Source organism: Oceanobacillus sp. FSL K6-0127 (assembly GCF_037983385.1).
GTDB lineage: Bacteria > Bacillota > Bacilli > Bacillales > Amphibacillaceae > Oceanobacillus > Oceanobacillus profundus.
Genome location: NZ_CP150287.1, coordinates 4,333,976 through 4,355,744, shown reverse-complemented (window position 1 = coordinate 4,355,744; position 21,769 = coordinate 4,333,976). Strand labels below are relative to the sequence as shown.

24 protein-coding genes are annotated in these 21,769 nt (G+C 38.8%); 21 read left to right on the top strand and 3 right to left on the bottom strand.

Translation table 11 applies throughout. The annotated features are described in order from the left end of the window. Positions 1–107: 107 nt before the first annotated feature. The 17 genes from MHH64_RS21125 (at position 108) to MHH64_RS21045 (ending at position 18,595) form a co-directional block, all read left to right on the top strand. A complete protein-coding gene (locus MHH64_RS21125; RefSeq protein WP_118888509.1) occupies positions 108–932 on the top strand; it encodes a M55 family metallopeptidase in 825 nt (274 codons plus the stop codon). A gap of 93 nt (positions 933–1,025) precedes the next feature. Beyond that, entirely contained in the window at positions 1,026–1,958 is a 933-nt protein-coding gene (locus tag MHH64_RS21120; protein ID WP_095307848.1) for an ABC transporter permease, read from the top strand. 1 nt (position 1,959) lies between these two features. Further along, a complete protein-coding gene (locus MHH64_RS21115; RefSeq protein ID WP_095307849.1) occupies positions 1,960–2,916 on the top strand; it encodes an ABC transporter permease in 957 nt (318 codons plus the stop codon). An 8-nt stretch (positions 2,917–2,924) separates the two neighbouring features. Next, entirely contained in the window at positions 2,925–3,926 is a 1,002-nt protein-coding gene (locus MHH64_RS21110) for an ABC transporter ATP-binding protein (protein ID WP_118888511.1), read from the top strand. A gap of 119 nt (positions 3,927–4,045) precedes the next feature. Then, complete coding sequence (locus MHH64_RS21105) at positions 4,046–5,710, top strand: peptide ABC transporter substrate-binding protein (RefSeq protein WP_303448349.1); 1,665 nt, start codon at positions 4,046–4,048, stop codon at positions 5,708–5,710. 190 nt (positions 5,711–5,900) lie between these two features. After that, entirely contained in the window at positions 5,901–6,818 is a 918-nt protein-coding gene (locus MHH64_RS21100) for an LD-carboxypeptidase (protein WP_118888512.1), read from the top strand. Between the two features lie 35 nt (positions 6,819–6,853). Then, positions 6,854–7,954 (top strand): dipeptide epimerase, encoded by a 1,101-nt coding sequence (locus tag MHH64_RS21095; RefSeq protein WP_095307853.1) that lies wholly within the window; start codon positions 6,854–6,856, stop codon positions 7,952–7,954. Positions 7,955–8,127: 173 nt separating this feature from the next. Then, positions 8,128–9,075 (top strand): C40 family peptidase, encoded by a 948-nt coding sequence (locus MHH64_RS21090; protein WP_340002408.1) that lies wholly within the window; start codon positions 8,128–8,130, stop codon positions 9,073–9,075. 1 nt (position 9,076) lies between these two features. After that, positions 9,077–10,093 (top strand): oligopeptide/dipeptide ABC transporter ATP-binding protein, encoded by a 1,017-nt coding sequence (locus MHH64_RS21085; RefSeq protein ID WP_095307855.1) that lies wholly within the window; start codon positions 9,077–9,079, stop codon positions 10,091–10,093. A gap of 181 nt (positions 10,094–10,274) precedes the next feature. Beyond that, on the top strand, positions 10,275–11,474 hold the full coding sequence (spoIID, locus tag MHH64_RS21080) for a stage II sporulation protein D (protein WP_340002407.1): 1,200 nt from the start codon (positions 10,275–10,277) through the stop codon (positions 11,472–11,474). Positions 11,475–11,935: 461 nt separating this feature from the next. Beyond that, positions 11,936–12,844, top strand: coding sequence for a M23 family metallopeptidase (locus MHH64_RS21075; RefSeq protein WP_340002406.1), 909 nt, complete (start codon positions 11,936–11,938; stop codon positions 12,842–12,844). Positions 12,845–13,058: 214 nt separating this feature from the next. Continuing rightward, positions 13,059–14,075 (top strand): AimR family lysis-lysogeny pheromone receptor, encoded by a 1,017-nt coding sequence (locus tag MHH64_RS21070; protein WP_095307857.1) that lies wholly within the window; start codon positions 13,059–13,061, stop codon positions 14,073–14,075. Positions 14,076–14,568: 493 nt separating this feature from the next. Continuing rightward, the gene (gene spoIIID, locus MHH64_RS21065; protein WP_095307858.1) at positions 14,569–14,850 is read left to right on the top strand and encodes a sporulation transcriptional regulator SpoIIID; all 282 of its coding nucleotides are present in this window, start codon (positions 14,569–14,571) and stop codon (positions 14,848–14,850) included. A gap of 325 nt (positions 14,851–15,175) precedes the next feature. Then, positions 15,176–16,177, top strand: coding sequence for a rod shape-determining protein (locus tag MHH64_RS21060; protein WP_095307859.1), 1,002 nt, complete (start codon positions 15,176–15,178; stop codon positions 16,175–16,177). 163 nt (positions 16,178–16,340) lie between these two features. Then, positions 16,341–17,150 carry a flagellar hook-basal body protein gene (locus tag MHH64_RS21055; protein WP_118888514.1) on the top strand — a complete coding sequence of 270 codons (810 nt, stop codon included), beginning with the start codon at positions 16,341–16,343 and terminating at the stop codon, positions 17,148–17,150. A gap of 19 nt (positions 17,151–17,169) precedes the next feature. After that, entirely contained in the window at positions 17,170–18,003 is an 834-nt protein-coding gene (locus tag MHH64_RS21050; protein ID WP_251660265.1) for a flagellar hook-basal body protein, read from the top strand. A 238-nt stretch (positions 18,004–18,241) separates the two neighbouring features. Next, positions 18,242–18,595 (top strand): DNA-directed RNA polymerase subunit beta, encoded by a 354-nt coding sequence (locus MHH64_RS21045; RefSeq protein WP_118888515.1) that lies wholly within the window; start codon positions 18,242–18,244, stop codon positions 18,593–18,595. 69 nt (positions 18,596–18,664) lie between these two features. Here MHH64_RS21045 and MHH64_RS21040 read toward each other — a convergent pair whose 3' ends face one another. Beyond that, positions 18,665–18,811, bottom strand: coding sequence for a lmo0937 family membrane protein (locus tag MHH64_RS21040; RefSeq protein ID WP_118888516.1), 147 nt, complete (start codon positions 18,809–18,811; stop codon positions 18,665–18,667). A gap of 137 nt (positions 18,812–18,948) precedes the next feature. Between MHH64_RS21040 and fabZ the strand changes: the two genes are divergently transcribed. Further along, complete coding sequence (fabZ, locus tag MHH64_RS21035) at positions 18,949–19,371, top strand: 3-hydroxyacyl-ACP dehydratase FabZ (protein WP_095307863.1); 423 nt, start codon at positions 18,949–18,951, stop codon at positions 19,369–19,371. 169 nt (positions 19,372–19,540) lie between these two features. Next, complete coding sequence (locus MHH64_RS21030) at positions 19,541–19,786, top strand: hypothetical protein (protein WP_339316069.1); 246 nt, start codon at positions 19,541–19,543, stop codon at positions 19,784–19,786. A gap of 259 nt (positions 19,787–20,045) precedes the next feature. Here the strand turns inward: MHH64_RS21030 and MHH64_RS21025 are convergent, their stop codons facing one another. Next, complete coding sequence (locus MHH64_RS21025; RefSeq protein WP_095307865.1) at positions 20,046–20,228, bottom strand: YjfB family protein; 183 nt, start codon at positions 20,226–20,228, stop codon at positions 20,046–20,048. 92 nt (positions 20,229–20,320) lie between these two features. Then, positions 20,321–20,452 carry a hypothetical protein gene (locus MHH64_RS21020; protein ID WP_262366375.1) on the bottom strand — a complete coding sequence of 44 codons (132 nt, stop codon included), beginning with the start codon at positions 20,450–20,452 and terminating at the stop codon, positions 20,321–20,323. A 203-nt stretch (positions 20,453–20,655) separates the two neighbouring features. Between MHH64_RS21020 and MHH64_RS21015 the strand changes: the two genes are divergently transcribed. Together MHH64_RS21015 and MHH64_RS21010 are read left to right on the top strand one after the other, a co-directional pair. Further along, positions 20,656–21,132, top strand: coding sequence for a competence protein ComK (locus MHH64_RS21015; RefSeq protein ID WP_095307866.1), 477 nt, complete (start codon positions 20,656–20,658; stop codon positions 21,130–21,132). 223 nt (positions 21,133–21,355) lie between these two features. After that, positions 21,356–21,658, top strand: coding sequence for a hypothetical protein (locus tag MHH64_RS21010; RefSeq protein WP_095307867.1), 303 nt, complete (start codon positions 21,356–21,358; stop codon positions 21,656–21,658). The last annotated feature ends 111 nt before the right edge of the window (positions 21,659–21,769 follow it).

Genomic DNA, 21,769 nt, shown 5'->3' with positions numbered 1-21,769 from the left:
TATATATAAAAGTTATAGAACGGAAAATTCAAACTTCTCTTTTTGTTAACGGTGTGTTAAAATTGAGAAAAAACAAATAATAAAATTCATAGCAAGGAGAAGAAGATATGAAATTATACCTATCTGTTGACATGGAAGGGATTACAGGTATACCTGATTATACTTTCCTAACTCCAAGCGAGCATAATTACGAACGTTCACGAAAAATAATGACCAAAGAAGTAAATAAAGTTGTTGAGACGGCGTTTACATATGGTTGTAAAGAAGTGCTGGTCAATGATAGTCATTCAAAAATGAACAATATACTTATTGATGAGCTTCATCCCGAAGCATCGCTAATTACGGGTGATGCAAAGCCTTTTTCAATGGTACAAGGTTTAGATGATACATATGATGGAGCAATGTTTATAGGCTATCATGCTCGCGCTAGTCAGTTTGGTGTGTTATCCCATTCCATGATTCATGCTGTACGGAATATTTTCATCAATGATCATGCAATTGGAGAAATGGGGCTCAATGCCTATGTTGCTGGCTATTACGGTATCCCGCTTTTATTTGTATCTGGTGATGATCAAGCAGTAAAGGAGGCGAAGGAGCTTAACCCCAATGTAACCACTGTCGCAGTTAAAGAAACCATTTCAAGATCCGCTGTCAAAAGCATGACACCAAAAAAAGCAGAGGCACTTTTAAAAGTAAAGGTAAATGAGGCACTAAAGAACCGTAACCAAGTAAAAGCCCTAGTCCCACCAGAGAAGCCATTACTTCGTATTGAATTTAATAACTACGGACAGGCTGAATGGGCAAATTTAATGCCCAAAACATGGATTGAACCCGGTACAACAATTGTAGGTTTCAAAGCAGATGATATTCTGGAAGCCTATCAAGCAATGCTGGTCATGATTGAGCTCGCTTTACAGTCAAAGTTTTCATAAAATGTAAGCGTTGTATTTTGTTCGGTTAACTAAGAAACGATAATTGAATAGATGATGCAACATGAAAAAAGAATCATACGGGGGTGCTAGGTCGTGCTGAAATACATATTAAAACGATTCCTAATAATGCTCGTAACTTTGTGGGTAATTATTACATTAACCTTTATTTTAATGGTTAGTATACCAGGCTCACCATTTAATAGTGATCAATCATCAAATGAAACAATTCGGGCTAATTTAGAAGCACATTATAATTTAGATGAGCCTTATCCCATTCAATATTTGCTTTACTTAAAGTCGATCGTGACGTTTGATTTTGGGCCATCCATAAAACAGCCAAATCAATCGGTTAATGATTTATTGGCTAGAGGGTTTCCGATCTCATTTGAGCTTGGAATTTTAACCATTATTGTTGCTGTTATCTCTGGGATTATTTTAGGAATCCTTGCTGCTTTACGACATAATGGTGTGATTGATTATTTAGCGATGGGGATTGCTGTTCTCGGTATATCCATACCAAACTTTATTTTAGCAACGTTACTTATTCAACAGATAGCTGTAACGTGGGAATTGTTACCTACTGCAACTTGGTCAAGCCCAGCGCATATGATTCTGCCAATTGCTGCACTTGCAACGGGGCCGATGGCAATTATTGCTAGACTTACCCGTTCGACAATGTTGGAAGTGTTAACTCAGGATTACATAAAAATGGCAAAGGCAAAAGGATTGTCTCCTTGGAAAATCGTATTTAAACACGCACTTCGTAATGCGTTAATGCCGGTTGTAACAATCATGGGAACTCTGCTGGCAGGAATTTTAACTGGAACCTTTGTTATTGAACAGATTTTTGCCATACCAGGGATGGGTAAGTATTTCGTTGAAAGTATTAACCAACGTGATTATCCCGTAATTATGGGGACAACTGTATTTTATAGTGCATTTTTAATCATCATGCTGTTCCTTGTGGATATCGCTTATGGAATATTAGATCCACGCATTAAGTTCCATCGAAAGGGAGGGGAGTAATATGAAGTCTGTGAATGAAGTAAAGTCAGCACACTCTCCTTCTCAAGTCCCGGATGAATGGTTTAAGTGGAAAGAAAAAGATGAAGGTGCCGCGGAGGTTGTTGCTAGACCATCGCTATCCTACTGGAAGGATGCATGGAGACGACTACTGAAGAATAAACTTGCAATGTTGGGACTTTTATTTTTAATATTGCTGGCAGTAATGGCTATATTTGGCCCAATACTATCACCTTATGAGGTCAATCAACAAGATCTGCCAAACCAGTATCAGCCACCTTCTGCAGAGCACTGGTTTGGGACGGATAATGCTGGAAGAGACGTTTTTACTAGAACATGGTATGGTGCACGAATCTCCTTGTTCGTTGGATTAATGGCTGCCCTCATCGATGTCACCATTGGCATTATTTGGGGAGGTATTTCTGGCTATAAAGGCGGACGTACAGATAATGTCATGATGCGCATCATTGAAATTTTATATGGATTACCGTATTTATTAGTCGTCATATTACTACTCGTCGTATTAGGCCCGAGTCTCTCGACAATTATTATTGCACTTACGGTAACCGGATGGGTCGGGATGGCCCGAATTGTGCGAGGGCAGGTTCTGCAAATCAAGAATTATGAATTTGTTCTCGCTTCCAAATCATTCGGTACGAAGTCTTCAAGAATCATTCGGAAAAATTTATTACCAAATACGATGGGGCCGATTATCGTACAGATGACATTAACAGTCCCTTCAGCGATCTTTGCGGAAGCATTTTTAAGTTTTATTGGACTTGGGATTCAGTCTCCATTTGCAAGCTGGGGGGTAATGGCAAACGACTCATTAGGAGCTATTCTTTCTGGTAACTGGTGGACATTGTTCTTCCCGGCATTTTTTATATCCTTTACGATGTTTGCCTTTAATGTACTAGGGGATGGATTGCAGGATGCACTTGATCCGAAATTAAGAAAGTAGGGGACACCATGGGAAAAATTTTAGAAGTTAATAACCTCCACGTGACGTTTACTACTTATGGTGGAACCGTAAAAGCCGTCCGCGGAGTTGATTTTCATTTGAATAAAGGAGAAACACTGGCAATTGTAGGTGAGTCAGGCTGTGGGAAAAGTGTTACATCTAATGCAATCATGCGCTTGATCCCAAACCCGCCGGGGAAGATTACAGATGGTTCAATTAAATTTAAAGGAAAGAATCTTGTTAAATACTCGGAAAAACAAATGCGTTCTATTCGCGGTGTGGATATTTCTATGATATTTCAAGATCCTATGACCGCACTTAATCCAACCTTAACCATTGGCACACAGCTAATGGAAGGAGTGATTGCGCATCACGGAGTATCGAGTAACGAAGCAAAGAGGAAAGCTATTGAGATGATGGATCTTGTAGGTATCTCGAATCCAGAAGAACGCCTAAAGCAGTATCCGCATCAATTTAGCGGTGGAATGCGCCAGCGAATTGTAATTGCAATTGCGTTAATTTGCGAGCCGGATCTTCTCATTGCAGATGAACCAACTACCGCACTTGATGTAACAATTCAAGCACAAATTCTCGAGCTTTTTGAAAAAATTCAAATTGCAACAGGTGTATCGATTATTTTAATAACACATGATCTTGGTGTTGTCGCAAAGATTGCAGATCGAATCGCAGTAATGTATGCCGGTAAGATCATTGAAACGGGAACGAAGCGGGAAATTTTCTACAAGCCACAGCATCCTTATACACGAGGTTTATTGAATTCTGTTCCACGTCTCGACTTAAAAGGAGAAAAGCTTACTCCAATCGATGGAACACCACCAGATTTATTCTCACCTCCTGCAGGGTGTCCATTCACTGCCAGGTGTCCATTTGCGATGGAGGTGTGTGATAAAGTTTATCCCGCGAGTAAGGAGCTATCAGAATCACATCATGTAAACTGCTGGCTACAGGATGAACGGGCTAAACAGCTATTAACTGCAGTAAGGCTCTAACTCGCAAGTGCTTCGGAAGACTCGATAGGGCTTTAGCGTTGTGGAGCTGGAAGGGGCTGTTATGGATGAAACGAAAGTCCATGCAGTCCAAATCACTATTATAAAAAGGGGGAAAAGGCATGAAGAGGTTACTATTATTTTTGCTTGCATTGACAACAGTTGTCGTCTTAGCAGCATGTACTGCAAATGAAGATGCAGGACAAGAACCAGAAGAGAGTGATACAGGAGAAACAGAAACAGATTCAAATGATGCTGAGGCAGTAGAAGAGAATCCGGGTGAGAAAATTCTTCGTTTGAATAATGGTGTAGAGCCTTCGTCATTAGATCCGTCTATAGGCTTTGATGCAGTTTCATGGGATCCATTAAACAATCTGATGGAAGGCTTAACAAGGCTGAACGAGGAATCTGTAGCGGCAGAAGGTGTTGCAGAATCATGGGATATTTCTGAGGACGGGCTAACGTATACGTTCCATCTAAGAGAGGATGCGAACTGGTCGAATGGTGATCCAGTTGTAGCCGAAGACTTTGTATATGCGTGGAAGTATATGCTTGATCCGGAGAATGCTTCATCTGCAGCATTTCTTGGTTACTTTATTAAAGGTGGAGAAGCATTTAACACAGGTGAGGGTAGTGCAGACGATGTTGCTGTAACTGCAGCTGATGAAAAGACATTAGAAGTTGTACTTGAAGCACCGACTGGGTTCTTCCTTGACCTATTAACAAACCCAGCGTTTTTCCCGATCAATCATCGGGTCGCTGAAGAAAACCCAAGCTGGCATGCAGAAGCAGATACATTTGTAGCGAATGGTCCGTTCATGCTGGAGTCATGGACACACGGTACAGAAATGGTATTTGCTAAAAACCCAGAATATTGGGATGCAGAAGCAGTAAAATTAGATAAGGTTCATTTTGCAATGGTCAATGATACAAATACGCAATATCAAATGTTTGAAACGGGTGAATTGGATACTGCGACCATTCCACCAGAGCTATCGGATCAATTAATTGATGGGGACAATGTATATATTGGAAACTATGGGGGTCTAGAATTCTTCCGTTTTAATATTACTGAAGAGCCATTCCAAAACAAGAAAATTAGGCAAGCAATTGCCTATGCGATCAACAGACAGGATATTGCTGACTATGTTGTGAAAACTGGTGTTGATCCTGCATATGGATTTGTTTCACCAGGATTCACTACACCTTCTGGTGGGGACTTCCGTGAAGAAAATGGTGATCTTGTAACATTTGACCCAGATTTAGCAACACAGTTATTAGAGGAAGGTATGGCAGAGGAGGGCTATGAAGAGCTCCCGCCAATTGTATTATCGTATAACACAACTGATTTGAATAAAGCAGTAGCAGAAACCGTTCAAGGTATGCTTAGCGATAATCTTGGTATTGATGTGACATTAGAAAACCAAGAGTGGAACGTATTTGCCGAAGCACAGCAAAACCTGGAGCTGCAATTCTCACGTAGTTCCTTTATCAATGATTACAGTGACCCGGTTAACTTCCTGGAAAGCTTTATTACGGACTCCTATATGAACCGAACAGGTTGGTCTAATGCCGAATATGATGAATTGATTGCGAATGGTAAATCAGAAACAGATGAAGAAAAACGCTACGAATACCTATATGAGGCAGAAAGACTGCTTGCCGAGGAAATGATTGCAGTGCCGCTTCGTTATTACAATACGGTTGTATTACAAGCGGACGGGGTAGAAGGAATCCTTCGTCATCCAGTAGGATACTTTGATTTGAAATATGCAGATAAAAATTAAGGAACAATAGCGTAAGCGATCGGCTAGCGGCGTACGGAGGTGAGATAATTCTCACTGCAGCTTTAGCGCTGAATCTAGATGCGGGGAAGGTGACTCACTTACATTGTATGTGGGTCTCTCCCATTTTCATATAAGTATATAGTATTTTTCGTTTCAAATAGTACGTATACATAATGAAAGGTGGGATTCAATGATTCATCCAATACGGCTCCAAAAGGGCGATACAATTGGTGTTACTGCACCTGCAGGACCTCCAGATCAGGAAAAGTTACAACGAGCAATTGCATTTTTTAACGAGATGGGTCTTCGTGTAAAGCTAGGAAGAAATATTAAGCAAACACGAGGGTTTTTAGCTGGAACAGATGAAGAACGACTTAGCGATTTGCACGACATGATTATAGATACGGAAGTAAAGGCAATTATTTTTGCGCGCGGTGGCTACGGAACTGGTAGGCTAGCAGATTGCATTGATTATGAATTGATTAGGCAAAACCCCAAAATAATCTGGGGGTATAGCGATATTACGTATTTACATACAGCGATTTATCAACAAACAGGGCTCATCACTTTTCATGGTCCAATGCTTGCATCGGATATTGGAAAAAGCGATTTTGATCAATTTTCAGCACAGCTGTTCAGGCAATTATTTACCCCAACACAATTAGATTATTCAGAGGTTATTTCGCCGCTTAAGGTTTATGCAGCCGGAGAAACGGTTGGGCAGATGGTCGGAGGAAATCTGTCTTTACTCGTCAGTACACTTGGTACCCCGTATGAAGTGGAGACAACAGGCAAGCTTTTGCTATTAGAGGATATTGGCGAAGAGCCTTATCGTATTGATGGGATGCTGAATCAATTAAGGCTAGCTGGCAAGCTTTGTGGTGCGCATGGTATAGTGCTCGGAGATTTTTCGGAGGTGAATTCGAAGGTTAACCCGTCCCTGACACTGGATGAAGTATTTACAGATTATTTTTCAGATTTTCATGGACCTGTAATGAGTGGATTTAAGATTGGACACTGTTTCCCTCATTTTTCTGTACCACTAGGAGTATGGGCTAAACTTTCAACAATCGAAAAACGGTTACGAATCGAACCAGGAGTGAAATAAGCTTCGATTAACAGAACGAAGTGGAGGCGAGCGAATTGCAAATAAAATCAATCGAAACATACCGAGGAGCAATTCCATTACATACACCTTTTAAAACGGCGTTACGCACCGTAACAGTCGCTGAGACGATTATTGTGAAAGTAACTTGTGCAGATGGGATTGTCGGTTGGGGAGAAGCACCACCAACACATGTTATCACAGGTGAGAGTCTAGCAAGTATTGATTATGCGATACATTCTATTTTTAAACCATTACTCATCGACAACCCCCTTCAAATGCGAGAAATAATTTTTCGGAAAATAGAAAACAGTGTGTTACGTAATACGAGTGCAAAGGCCGCAATGGATATGGCACTTTATGACTGTATCGCAAAGCAGGCAAATCTTCCACTCTATCAATTTATTGGAGGCGTTCAAGAATCGATTGAAACAGACTATACGGTGAGCGTGAACACGCCAGAGGAAATGGCTCGGGATGCAAAAAAATATAGTCAAAATGGATTTTCCATTTTAAAAATTAAAGTAGGCAAAGATCAAATTGCAACAGATATTAAGCGAATTCAAACGATTCGAAATGAAATTGGTTCAGGCATCCAAATTCGTCTAGATGCAAACCAAGGCTGGCAAGCAAAAGAAGCTGTTCGAGCAATTAGACACATGGAGGAACTCGGGCTAGGAATTGACTTAATTGAACAGCCAGTTATCGCACGTGATTTAGAAGGATTGAAATATGTGACGGAAAATACAGATACGTTAATTATGGCGGATGAAAGTGTATTCTCAGTGGATGACGCAAAACGTGTTCTCGAAATGGGGGCAGCAGATTTAATCAATATTAAATTGATGAAGTCGGGGGGAATCCATCAAGCCATCAAAATTGCTACACTTGCTGAGGCTTATGGAGTAGAATGCATGGTCGGAAGCATGATTGAAACAAAAGTTGGTATTACAGCAGCAGCACATTTCGCGGCAAGCCATCCTAACGTAACACGCTATGACTTAGATGCTCCTCTAATGTTAGTAAGTGACATTGCAATTGGAGGAATCAGCTATAAAAATAACCAAATCATATTGGGAAATGCAATAGGTCTTGGGATCCAAGCGATTGATGAAAAATTTCTTGTAGAAAACGTGTAATATCGCGTGCAGATAAACATCCACTATGGTGATAGCTATTATAAATGGAAGAAACGTGACCTCGTCTCGTGACAGAGAGAACGAAGCATGAGAAAAGGGCCGAGCAACCACGCAGGGAATACCCACCCACAATTGTTCGCTTGTGCCATTCTCAAAAAGAAAGGAGTTTACTTATGGTTAATCAAACGTTTGAACAATTTTCTGATGAAATGTGGGTTATTGCTGTTCAAGTAGCTACTGTCTGGACAGAACCGCAATCTGCGAGAGATATCGATGAGACAGGTATATCAAACCCTACAGATATCGACGAATGGATCAATCAACTGTCCTATGAGGATAGCCTTGCGCTTTGTAATGAAGACCGTGTGCAAACGCAGGCTTTATACGGAGAGCCTGTACAAATTACAGCAGTTAAAGAAGAGTGGGCTCATGTGGTTATCCCTTCACAGCCGTCACATAAAGATGAACGTGGCTACCCAGGCTGGATACCATTTAGGCAATTGAAAAAAGTATCAAAAAATGAGTGGCTTACTGAGCATATGGTAGCTGTAAAACAAGATAAAGCTTGGCTTGAATCAGACGCTGGAACAAAAGTAATGAAGCTTAGCTATATGACAATGCTGCCTGTTAAATCGATGGATAATGTACGAACAAAAGTGATAACGCCACACGGGATTTTAGTTTTGCCTACAGAAGCACTACATATTTTTCCATCAGACAATGGAATCGCTAAAGGAAATGGTGATGATATTGTTAAAGCGGTCGAACCGTTCCAAACACTTGATTATTTCTGGGGAGGGATGAGTTCCTTCGGCTATGATTGCTCAGGTCTGGCATATACCGCTTATAAGGCGAATGGCTATCAAATAGCGCGTGATGCCGGGGATCAGGCAAATGCGGGTGTACCAGTTAAATATAATCAATTACAGGCTGGTGACTTACTGTTTTTTGCTTATGAAGAAGGAAAGGGAAGACTGCATCATGTCGGTATCTATTATGGACTCGGTAAGATGCTGCACTCTCCACAAACAGGCAAAGGAATTGAAATCATTACCCTGGCTGGAACAAAATATGAAAAAGAACTATGTGCGGCAAGACGTTACTGGAAGGAGAGCAATTAACATGAAAGAAAAAATATTGGAAGTCAAAAACCTTAAAAAATATTTTGACATGGGTAAAGGTACAATGCTGCAGGCTGTAAATGATGTGAGCTTTCATGTAAATAAAGGAGAAACCTTTGGCTTAGTTGGGGAATCTGGCTGCGGAAAATCGACAATTGGCCGTACAATCCTTGGGCTATATAATAAAACAGCTGGAGACGTTATTTTTGATAATGAGAATGTCCATGCATTATCTGAAAAAGAGCGATTTCAATTTTACCGGAGAATGCAGATGATTTTTCAGGATCCTTATGCATCTTTAAATCCAAGGTCGACGGTAAGGGAAGTGATCTCAGAGCCAATGGAGGTTCATGGACTATACAAAAACAAAAAAGCGCAATTGGAGCGAGTGTACCAGCTATTAGAAGAGGTTGGTTTGAATCGGGATCATGCCAACCGCTATCCACATGAATTTAGTGGGGGACAACGTCAACGAATCGGAATTGCACGTGCCTTGGCACTGAACCCGGATTTTATTATTGCAGATGAACCGATTTCCGCTTTAGATGTATCTGTTCAAGCACAAGTTGTCAATTTGTTAAAGGAGCTTCAGCTGGAAAAGGGGCTTACCTTTTTATTTATTGCTCATGACCTGTCGATGGTAAAGCAGTTTTCAGACCGCATTGGAGTTATGTATTTAGGAAATATGGTAGAGCTGACAGAAAGCAATCAGCTCTATGAAAAACCGCTCCATCCATATACACAAGCATTGCTGTCAGCTATTCCAATTCCGGATCCTGATATTGAAGAGAAACGGGAACGCATCATTTTAGAAGGCGAGCTACCGAGCCCGACCAATCCACCAAGTGGGTGTGTCTTCAGAACGCGCTGTCCAGCGGCAATGGAAGTATGCTCACAAGTGAAACCAGTATGGCAGGAGATAGAACAGGAGCACTTCGTAGCCTGTCATTTGTATGATGAGACAATCGATCATAAAAAATCCATTAAAGTTAAACCCGAAACGTTACCTGTTCATTAATCCATTCATAGCTTTCTCCAGCATTATAAAATTAAAGGTCTATTTTAGCTTTGCAGTGTATAGATTTATTAGTAGAGGCTGCTCAGAAAAAGGGGAATTACTTTTATTTTCCTTTTAGAACAAGCACTAGTAGAGCAACTAGAATAGAACTCTACTTTAATAATTGCAAAGGGGGAGAGCTGTGAACAAAAGAAAACACACATATTATTCCAATTCTGTACCAAAATCCTTGAAAAAAAAGAAATCGTCCTTGGAAAAGCAAATAATGAAAAAACAGCAACGGAAATTGGAGTATACGAAAACACAACCAGCACCACTCAAAAAAATTATTCCTTTAAAAAATCGAAAAACACGGTATTTCGATAATCGGAACCAATCGACATGGAAGATCCCTACTGCGATTGTATTATCCGGGCTATTGTTATTCATACTTGTTATCCCTGCGGTTATCGTAGCGATGTTTGGTGACGGAAAGCAGCAATCTATTGCGACACAGGAGAAAGAAACAGAAGCAACGGTGGAATTAGATCAATCACCAATTTCTGTAGCAGTAATGCGACAGGCGAAAGATACAGTGGAGGATCTGCCACTGGAAGATTATGTAGCTGGAGTTGTTGCTTCAGAGATGCCAGCTACATTTGAATTAGAGGCATTAAAAGCACAGGCTCTCGCAGCCCGAACATTTACAGTTAATCATCTATTACATGGTAATGCAGAAGGTAACTATGACGTAACCGATACGGTGAATCATCAAGTTTTTAAAAATGAGCAAGAGCTGAAGCAATTATGGGGCAAAAAATACGCTGATAATATGAACAAAATAAAACGAGCGGTTCAGGAAACAGAGGGCCAGATTTTAACTTATAATGATGCACCAATCAATGCAGCTTTTTTTTCTACGAGCAATGGGTATACAGAAAACTCTGAGGAATATTGGGAAAATGAGGTTTCCTACTTAAGAAGCGTTGAGAGTCCGTGGGACCTTGATTCACCAGAATACCTTGGTCGAGAAACATATACAATTGCACAAGTGGAAGAAGCACTTGCAATTGACCTTCCAGAGGGGGCTCCTTTATATATCGAAATGGAACGAACTGAAAGTGGGCGGGTCAGTAACATTGTAATAGAAGATAATAAGTTTACAGGCAGGGAAGTTAGAGAAGGACTTGACCTTAAATCGAGTGACTTTACGGTAACGCAAAACAACGGTCATCTTATTTTTACAACAGAAGGCTTTGGTCATGGTGTTGGAATGAGCCAATACGGTGCAGATGGAATGGCTAAAGAAGGCAAGACCTATGAAGAAATCGTCCAACATTATTATCAGGATGTTGATATTAGTACAATAAATGAAACAGCACCAACCCTCGTCTCGAAATAGACGAGGGTTTTTATTGTGAGGTAAATGAAATGTTTGATTCTGTATCTAAAATTCTATGAGCGTTCACCTTGATCAGTTGAACATATACTGGGGTTCAGATATCCATACCCATGATGAGTTACCGAATGAGCATGCATTTACATTATTGGGTCACTCATCCTTCTTATGAGTTACCGAATGAGCATGCATTTACACTTTTGGGTCACTCATCCCTCCTATGAGTTACCGAATGAGCATGCATTTACACTTTTGGGTCGCTCATCCTTCTTATGAGTTACCGAATGATCATACTCCCTCTTTCACCGGTCTCGCATAACCTCTGTACCGAACTCACATTTACCCGAGTAATTTCTTACCTTTCCTCAATTCTAAAAAAAAATCCATAAAATCTATAAATTTTTTTGGGAGTGATGTATATATTCTTACTTTTCTGCTCACAATGGTTGCTGAGGTGATAAATTATGAGTGAAGAATTTAAAGGCGGTCCAAAAAATAAATGGAGTCGCATTTATCGCAAGAAGTGGTTTTTCCCAGCTTTATACTTGACGATTGCAGCTGTTTTATTGTCGGTGGTTGTGTGGTATCAGAATTTAGATAATCAAATCACAGATACGACAGAAACCGAGAACCTAGGTGAGGAATACAGCCCAATCCCAAATGAGGAGGGTGCAGAGCCGGTAATTGAGCAGCAGGAACTGATTCAAATGCCATTAGAAAACTCAGATCAAGCAGAAATCGTAACTAAATTTTTTGATTACAGCGCAGAACAAGAAGATCGAGAGAATGCTCTGGTGCTCTACAATAACAGGTTCTATCAAAGTACGGGAGTTGATATCACATCAGCTGATGCAGAAACATTTGATGTTGTAGCAGCTTTATCTGGTACTGTTGAGGAAGTAAAAGAGGATCCACTCTTAGGGAACGTTGTTATTCTATTACATGGCGAGGATGTAAAAACGTATTATGCCAGTTTAGAAGAGGTTAGTGTTTCTGCTGGTGCAGAAGTAAAACAAGGTGAAAAACTTGGTACTGCTGGTAAAAATATTTTTGGTAAAGATAACGGAACGCACGTCCACTTTGAAATCAGAAAAGATGGAAAAGAAGTGAATCCAGAAAGCTTTTTCAATCAGCCTGTAAGCAGCCTTGAAAGTATTACAGAGGAAGCTAAAGAAGACGCTGCAGTAAATGAAGAAGAAGCTACAGTAGAAGAAGAAGATTCTAATGTGAATGAAGAAGAGCAAGCAGATGAATCGGATCAAGTAACAGATACGGATGGGGAAGTAGAAGAGAATCCTGAAGATACTCCAAGTGATGAAGCTGATGACTCTGAAGAAGGAACAGATGAACAATTAGAAACTGAAAATGAATAAGACGAAAATACTCCGGAAAAACGTTTCTGGAGTATTTTTTTCTTTAAAGATGAAAATCGATTATTTAAAAGCTGTATATTTATGCGTAAATTGTCGAACGATATTATATTTTCAATACTATAAATTGTGATAAAATATTATTGTTTTTAGAAATAATTTTTTTGGGCAAAAAACTAATAAACGTTTTCCTGTTTTAGGAAAAGGAGGAATAAGGTTGGTTATTGCAAAGTTTATGACTCCGTATTCGGAGCTTACAATAACAGAAATGATGAATATATTAAACTTGGAAAAGGATGCAGCGTCAGCAAAAGAATCGATGAAAAATATTTGTTTGCATTCAAAATCACAGAATATCCAAAAAAAAGGCATGGAATATTTGTATATATACGGATTTATACAAGAGCTTGAATTATTAATCCAAAAAAACCTAGAGTCGGACAACCCGTCAAATCGACTATGGGGTGGGATTTATCGTATTATGGTTGATCAGCGTTGCTTTAAGATTAGTCCGATAGAAACGCTGGATCAATTGGCGTACTTTAGGGGTCGCTATTCTACCAAAGAGCCGGAGTTATTATTTTTAATTGAATTGATTCAAGAAAAAGCATACCAGCATCTCAATCAATTTGATAAAATCGGGAATTTAATGGTTACACATCAACAATACTTTTCAGAAATTGAGGAAAGGCTGCTAGTTGTCTTTTTTAAAATAAGATTATACAAAATCAATGTAGTGTACCATATTATGCGAAATGAATTAATCATGGCTAGGAAATACGCCTATCGTGCATTAAATATGCTTGATAGTCCACAACTTCACGCACATGTACATACGTATTTAGGATTATCCTATACGCATGACGCGTATGAAAGTGGAATATATCATTTGGATCAAGCACTAAAAATTTCCGAGGATAATAATTTATATTATATGATTAATATACTCGAAAATTATAATATTCCGTTTCTATCTGCACATTACAAGATGGTAGAGAACATTCGTACAGCAGATAAAGGAGAACAAGCCCATATCGAATTAGCAAAAGGCAACAATGAAAAAGCAATCGATATTTTAAGTGAAATACCAAGCAAAACACCGTTTCAGCTTTATTATTTAGGAAAAGCAAAGCGGGATAAAGGATTATTGATGAAATCCTACAATCATTTTATCGGAAAACGTAGTGATTATTTTTTCAGTAAGCTACCGTTAGATGCGATGAAAAAATTATAGTGCAGTATACTAGTGGCAGTGATACTTTGTTCTTTTGAGCGAGGTATCTTTTTTGTTCATAGTCATAGCAGTTGCAGTTATCACTTCGCTTCTAAGTAATTGCAGTTTATAGGGAATAACCTCAAATTTATTCGAGTGGATACCATTCTATATGCCTCATCAGAGCATAACAGCAAATTTTTTTCGAAAATACATCTTGTCCCTTTCATTTATCCTAATAATTTTAATCATAAAGCATGAACTCCGCTAATAAGATGTTACAAACCATGCAAACGAACTGTCTGAGGTGAGAGCTTGTGTGATTTAGAAATCTTCCTTTTACTACACGCTCCTCATGGAATATTATCTGATAACCGTTGTTTATTCATAAAATTGTTGGTACATACTCCATATTCTACTTAGTGTTATCTTTTCATTAATATCGATATCTCGTTGTAACGCCATGTCTCAGTACCTACACCTCGGAAGTAATCAACTTAGGGAGGCGAACGGTGTGCATGATTACATCAAAGAGAGAACGATCAGGATAGGAAGGCATGTCGTGGAGACAAGAAAAACAGTCCGAACGATTGCAAAGGAATTTGGTGTTTCCAAAAGCACAGTTCATAAAGATTTAACAGAACGATTGCCGGAGATAAATCCAGAGCTGGCAAATCAAGTAAAGGAAATTCTAGAATATCATAAAGCAATTCGACATTTACGGGGGGGAGAAGCGACAAGGCAAAAGTATAAAATTGATGGAAAAAAAGTGCCAGAGGAAAAACCAGCTGGTTGAATGAGCGTAGGAAATTTGATGTACTTTTGTAAAACACGACATCAAAAAATTTGTTTTAACTAGTATACGCCCGGATAATCCATCCGGGATCTTCTATTATTTGCTCTCTATTTACACCTCCTATCCCTTCTCTAAACAGTGGAAAAATCAACCATGACATGCACTTACAGCTTTTTCTGCATCCTTCTACAAACTTGCCTATTTTTATACACAAAAAAATTTCACAAAGAGCAGTTAATTGTTGAAATTTGTGGTAAAATATTATACTAGTAGCATTGTGTCAAAATGACCATGCAAGATAGTAACGCTAGGAGGATCTAGATTCATGTTTTCTAGAGATATTGGAATCGACCTTGGAACTGCCAATGTTTTGATTCATGTAAAAGGAAAAGGAATTGTATTAAATGAACCATCTGTTGTAGCAATGGACCGAAATACTGGAAAAGTATTAGAAGTTGGTGAAGAAGCACGACGTATGGTTGGACGTACACCAGGAAATATTGAAGCCACTCGTCCATTGAAAGATGGAGTTATTGCTGACTTTGATGTAACAGAAGCTATGTTAAAGCATTTTATAAATAAAATTAATGTGAAAGGATTGCTTTCGAAGCCAAGAATGCTTATTTGCTGCCCAACGAACATTACAAAAGTGGAGCAAAAGGCGATTAAGGAAGCGGCTGAGAAGTCTGGCGGGAAAAAAGTCTATTTGGAAGAAGAGCCGAAAGTAGCAGCGATTGGCGCTGGAATGGAAATCTTTCAACCGAGCGGTAATATGGTTGTAGACATTGGTGGTGGAACAACAGATGTAGCTGTTCTTTCCATGGGTGGAATTGTAACATCGGAATCCATCAAAATGGCCGGTGATAAGTTTGATATTGATATTCTTCAGTACATTAAAAAGAAATATAAGCTTTTAATTGGTGAACGTACGGCAGAGGATATTAAGATTAATGTTGCTACCGTCTTTAAAGGGTCACGTGATGAAGAAATGGAAATCAGGGGCCGTGATATGGTGACTGGATTACCACGTACGATTACAGTAGGTTCAGCAGAAATCCAGGAGGCACTAAGTGAGTCTGTATCCCTTATTGTACAAGCAGCGAAAACAGTGCTTGAACGTACTCCTCCTGAATTATCTGCAGATATTATTGATCGTGGAGTTATTCTAACCGGTGGTGGAGCATTATTACATGGTATCGATCAGCTCTTAGCGGAAGAATTGAAGGTCCCTGTATTTATTGCTGAAGACCCGATGGATTGTGTTGCTAAAGGAACGGGAATCATGCTTGAGAATATCGATAAAATAGAACGCAGCAAAATTGGTTAATTTGATATAAAGAGAAGGATTATTATCTCTTAGTACATATCTTACACGTGCGAGTTCAAAATGGAACTAGAAATTTGGTATGTCATTTTTACCGGACTTTTTGAACACCCTCTTGTAATTTACTCAAATGGAAAAGCAGTGCCCTGTGGAGGAGGAATGAAACATGTTACGAGGCTTTTATACAGCAGCAAGTGGAATGATATCACAGCAAAGGCAACAGGAAGCTTTAGCGAATAATATTGCAAATGCGAATACACCAGGTTATAAAGCAGATCAGACAACCTTACGTGCCTTTCCTGAGTTATTGCTAAAGGAAATGGGATCGCAGGAACGTCTTTCTACGACACAGGGAGGATTGCAATTTCCTATTCAGAAACCGATTGGTTCAATTAACACTGGTGTTTATGTACAAGAAACAATCCCCAATTTTGTCCAAGGTGATATTAGAGAGACTGGTATAGCTACCGACATCGCGCTTGTAGATGGAACGATGCCCGATGATACGGGTTCCTTGTTTTTTACGGTGCAAAACGAGGCTGGAGAAGTTCGCTATACGCGCAATGGAAATTTTACCGTTGATGGCGAGGGTTTACTTGTAACGAATCAAGGATACTACGTACTTGACAATGCTGGTAATCCAATTGAAACGAATGGAATGGAATTTGAGGTTTCATCAGAAGGCGTCTTACAAACACCTGAGCAAGCAGTACAGCTTGGTATTTCATACACAGCAGATGTCAACGGAATGGCGAAAGAAGGAAATGATCTTTTCACTGGTGATGCAGAACAGATTCCAGAAGGAGCAACTTTTTCAATTCATCAAGGTTTTCTTGAGCAATCAAATGTAGATACACTGCAAACCATGACAGATATGATGAATGCTTACCGGATGTTCGAAACGAATCAGCGTGTACTAAGAGCTTATGATGAAAGTATGGGAAAAGCAGTTTCCGAAATCGGTCGAATTGGGTAGGGGTTAAGGAGGTATTAACATGTCTCAAATAATGAATCAAGCAGCTGTAACGATGAACCAGCTGCAGCAAAAACTAGATATTATCGGTAATAATATGGCAAATAGTCAAACAACAGGTTACAAAAGTCGCCAAGCTGAATTTTCTTCACTGCTTTTTAATCAAATCAATAATTTATCTGCAGCAGCCAATGCTGAAGGTCGTCTAACTCCAGATGGTATACGGATTGGTTCTGGAGCTAAAATTGGTACAGTGAGTAACAATTTAGCGCTGGGTTCCATTTTAGAAACAGGAAGAGCTCTTGATGCTGCATTAAAACGAGAAAACTACTTGTTTGAAATCCAAATGGATCAGAATGGTCAGAATGAGACTTATTATACCCGAGATGGTTCTTTCTTTCTTAGCCCGGTAAACAACAATCAGGCAGTCATGTTAACGACAGGTGACGGTCATCCAGTAGTTGGTCAAGATGGTCCTATTGTTCTTGCAGAAGGATTTGATTCCATTGCAATTCGGGAGAACGGTCAAATTGTAGTAACAAGAGGCGGGCAAAATGCCGTTGAAGCACAGTTAGCAGTTGTAGAAGCGGTTCGACCAAATGTACTCGAAGCAGTAGGGGAGAACATGTTTCGTCTTCCTGATCTTGATAATCTCGGATATGAGATGGATGAAATAATCGTGGAAACAGGTGCAAATGAAGATATGATTCAAGGTGGCGCACTCGAGCAGTCAAATGTGGATTTATCGAAGCAAATTACCGATTTGATGATGACACAGCGTTCCTACCAATTTAATGCTAGAACCATTTCAATGGGTGACCAGATGATGGGACTCGTTAATCAGCTAAGATCCTAAAATAAGATTAACCCTTTTACCACGCATTAAAGGGCTGTAATACCCAAATGAGAAAAATAAGATTTGAATGTGGGGAACAGCTCATAAATTTCTGATTCTGTTACTAACAATCAGTGGAGAAAGAAAGGAACCTCCCACTGATTGAAGTTTCACTTTATTAGGTGATCATACATGATTATGTTACACTTTAAATAAGAAAAAGCGTTTTGATATGTAGGGGAATAAGGAGCAACAAACTATGTCAACAAATCAATCTGAAAAAACTTCTAGAAGAGCTCTGAAAGAAGAAAACCATGCAACCAAGAAGACGAAAGCACCGAAAGAGTCTCCTAAAGCTAGTTCAGCTTCAGATAAACAGTCTAGAAAACAGCAAAAGCTAAAACAAAAGGCAGAAAGATTGGAAAATAGAAGACCGCGTCGTCGTATTTTTCCAATTTGGCTACGGATTATCATTGTTTTAATTCTTGCTGCTGCTGCATTAGTTGCTGGATTGATGATTGGCTATGGAATTATTGGTGATGGTGTTCCCACGGATGCACTAAAAAAAGAAACGTGGCAGCATATCATTGATATCGTTACAAAGGCAGAATAATTAACTAGTACCTATATATGTAAGAACAAAGGCTATCGCATAAAGGTTTGCGATAGCCTTTGTTTCATGTTAGGTGATTTTCCTGCCTGTCACAAGTCTAAAAATTAAAAGAATCAACGCTATAACGAGCAGTATATGAACAAGTCCGCCTGCTATTTCAAATGAAAATCCAAGTAACCAAAAGATGATAAGCAAGCCAATAATAGTCCAAAGCACAGCTTATTCTCCTTTCTGAAAGTGATTATTTAAGAATTCTTATATATTCTAAGTACCTTTTATCGCTTTGTTTCAAACATATCAACTGTTATAATGAAATAATATAAAGCCTATAAGTGATAAAGGAGCAAGATAGCATGTTGAACATAGAACAAATTAAAGAAATTATCCCCCATCGATATCCGTTTTTATTGGTTGATAAAGTAACTGAAATGGAAGAAGGAAAACGCGTTGTTGGTCTTAAAAATGTGAGTATTAATGAGCCATTTTTTCAAGGTCATTTCCCGGATTACCCGGTCATGCCAGGGGTTTTAATTGTCGAGGCGCTAGCACAGGTTGGTGCAATTGCAGTATTAAACATTGAAGGAAACAAAGGCAAGATTGGCTTCCTTGCAGGAGTTGATAAATGCCGATTTAAACGCCAAGTAAAACCAGGTGATCAGTTAAAACTGGACGTAGAAATTCTACGAATGAAAGGCCCAGTTGGTAAAGGAAAAGGCATCGCCACCGTGGATGGCGAGCTGGCTTGTGAAGCAGAAATTACCTTTGCAATTAAATAAAGTGAGCACCCTTTTCATTTGTTTGAAAAAAATATAACAGTAAAACCATAACTGATTCGTCTGCACCATGAAAATGGGATTTTTATCAATAATTTCATCATTAATTCGTATGTCTTCTTTAAAAATGGTTAAGCTAATGGCGATAGTGAACATCTCAAAGGAGGAATTAATGATGAAAAGCAAATTGCTTATCAGATTAGGTGCACCTGTTTTAGCATTATCCTTAGTCACAGCATGTGGCATGGGGAATGACGATCAGGATCCTGTTAATGAAGAAGCTCCACTGAATGAAGAGGGAGATATGAATGAAATGGATCCTGCACAAGAAGAAAACACTGATCAACAGGATGGCATGATGGAAGATGGTAATCAGAATGAAGCACCGAATGACAATTTACGTGATGAGGATAGATAAAGAAAGAATCTTGAGCTAGGTTCTGAGAAAAGCCAATTTTGCTTACCCCTTTTATGAATTTTGTGATAATTGGGTAGCTGAATTACAAAACAACCTCGTTACTTAAGCAATTAAAAAGCAGAACTAACCACAAAGGAGTTCTGCTTTTTTAGTTTATTTCAATTGAAGCTGATGACCAGTTTAGGCTTATTGAGCAAATTGTTCGACTCTATGCTTCTGAGAAACAGCGTGTAATAAATTTAAATCCTGGTCGTTCACTTTAAAGCTTTACATCAATCTGGTTTCCTAATGTTGGATGTGGAGGAGTGGAATCCTGTAACATTTCCATAAGCTGTAAACCTTGCTGTTCAGCAACATTCTTAATGTTATCCATAATTGCTAAGCTTGCATCTGTACGAACTTGATGATTATTCATTGCCATAGACATAGCTGCGATATCCATTTAAAATCCCTCGCTTTAACGTATAAAATAAAGTGTTCGCTACAGCGAGTATATCATACATGTTGTACAGTTGTTCAGCATTGGCCAATTTTTTATTTTTCTTTATTATCTTCTTTCTTTTCATTCCCTTGCGCTTCTTTCATATCATTCGATTGCAATTGCGAGCCTTTTTCTGTTTCACGATCATCAAGTTGTATTTTTTGTTTCTTTTTGTTGTTGGTCATTTATTTGCCTCCTTCTTTCACTTTATACTTAACAATACCCTTTCAATTAAGATTAAAAACAAAAACAGAGGACGCAAGTAATTTTAATTATGGTGAAAGCGTTTCGTTTTTAGTGAAATCTTTTGATATTTCTAGTAAAATAGCCTTAGTCCATACTATATAGTTATATTATGGTAAATAAGTTAAAAATAGGCGGTGGAAGGATGGAAAGGCTATATATTATATCTTCTGACACAAAAGCAATTATGCGTACTGCATCTTCATATTACCGATCGAAAGTATTAGAAGGCAACGAAGATAAGTTTTCCATTAAAAGTCCAGAGCAGATCATTGACAATAGTTGTCTTCTTTATGGTGCCGATTTAAAAGGGAGAAAACAAGCAGTAAGGAAAATCCTGTCCACAACCTCCAAATTACCAGTCCCCATTTCTCCAACACGAGGCGTATTTATGTTTCCAACATCATCGACTAAAAATAAAGATTGTGTCTGGATAGCTTTCCATCAGGTTAAATTTTATGAACAACGGGCTGATAGGACCTATATTGGATTTTTTGATGATACAGGAATTTATGTAAATGCCTCAGAAAATTCAATTGATGCACAGTATAAACGAACGAGTCAAGTTATCGTACATTACAATAGGCGAATTTTGTTTGGTTTTGGAAGTGACATGTATTAACGAGAAATGTACCATGGCTGCTTATAGAATGAGTAAAGCTAGAAGCGATAAAAAGTGAAACGTTTGCTGTGTTAAAACGTATATAAAAATGAAGTTATTTATAATCGGCACACGATTAGATTCTGATGCACAGCGATGATGTGTCAATTTTATAAAAACGGGAAATATAGTAAGAGCTTTTTATATTATAAACTGATTGTATGATAAGGAGGTGGTAATCCATATGTCGATATCACGTATTTTTAAATGGATTACTGGAATATTTGAAGCACTATTAGGAATTCCTATACTTGGAGGATTATACATTCTTTCAAATGCATGGACACCACTATTTGTCATGCTGATTCTCCATATTATTACCTTAATCCTTGCGAAAAAGGATAATGGATCTGGATTTGGTAGCGTATTTGGAATTATCACATCAATCTTCGGCTGGATTCCGATTGTTGGAATGATTATGCATATCATTACAGCTTTAGTCCTTATTCTTTCGGCATCAAGACCGGAGGGTAGACAATACGTTTAATTTCAGAAAAGAATCTTCAGGGCTTTTGAGTATGAGCGATAGTTTGGGGATATAGAGTTAATAGCGAGCTTGATAGAGCAATTAAATTGAAGTATAAAAAATACTGCTATT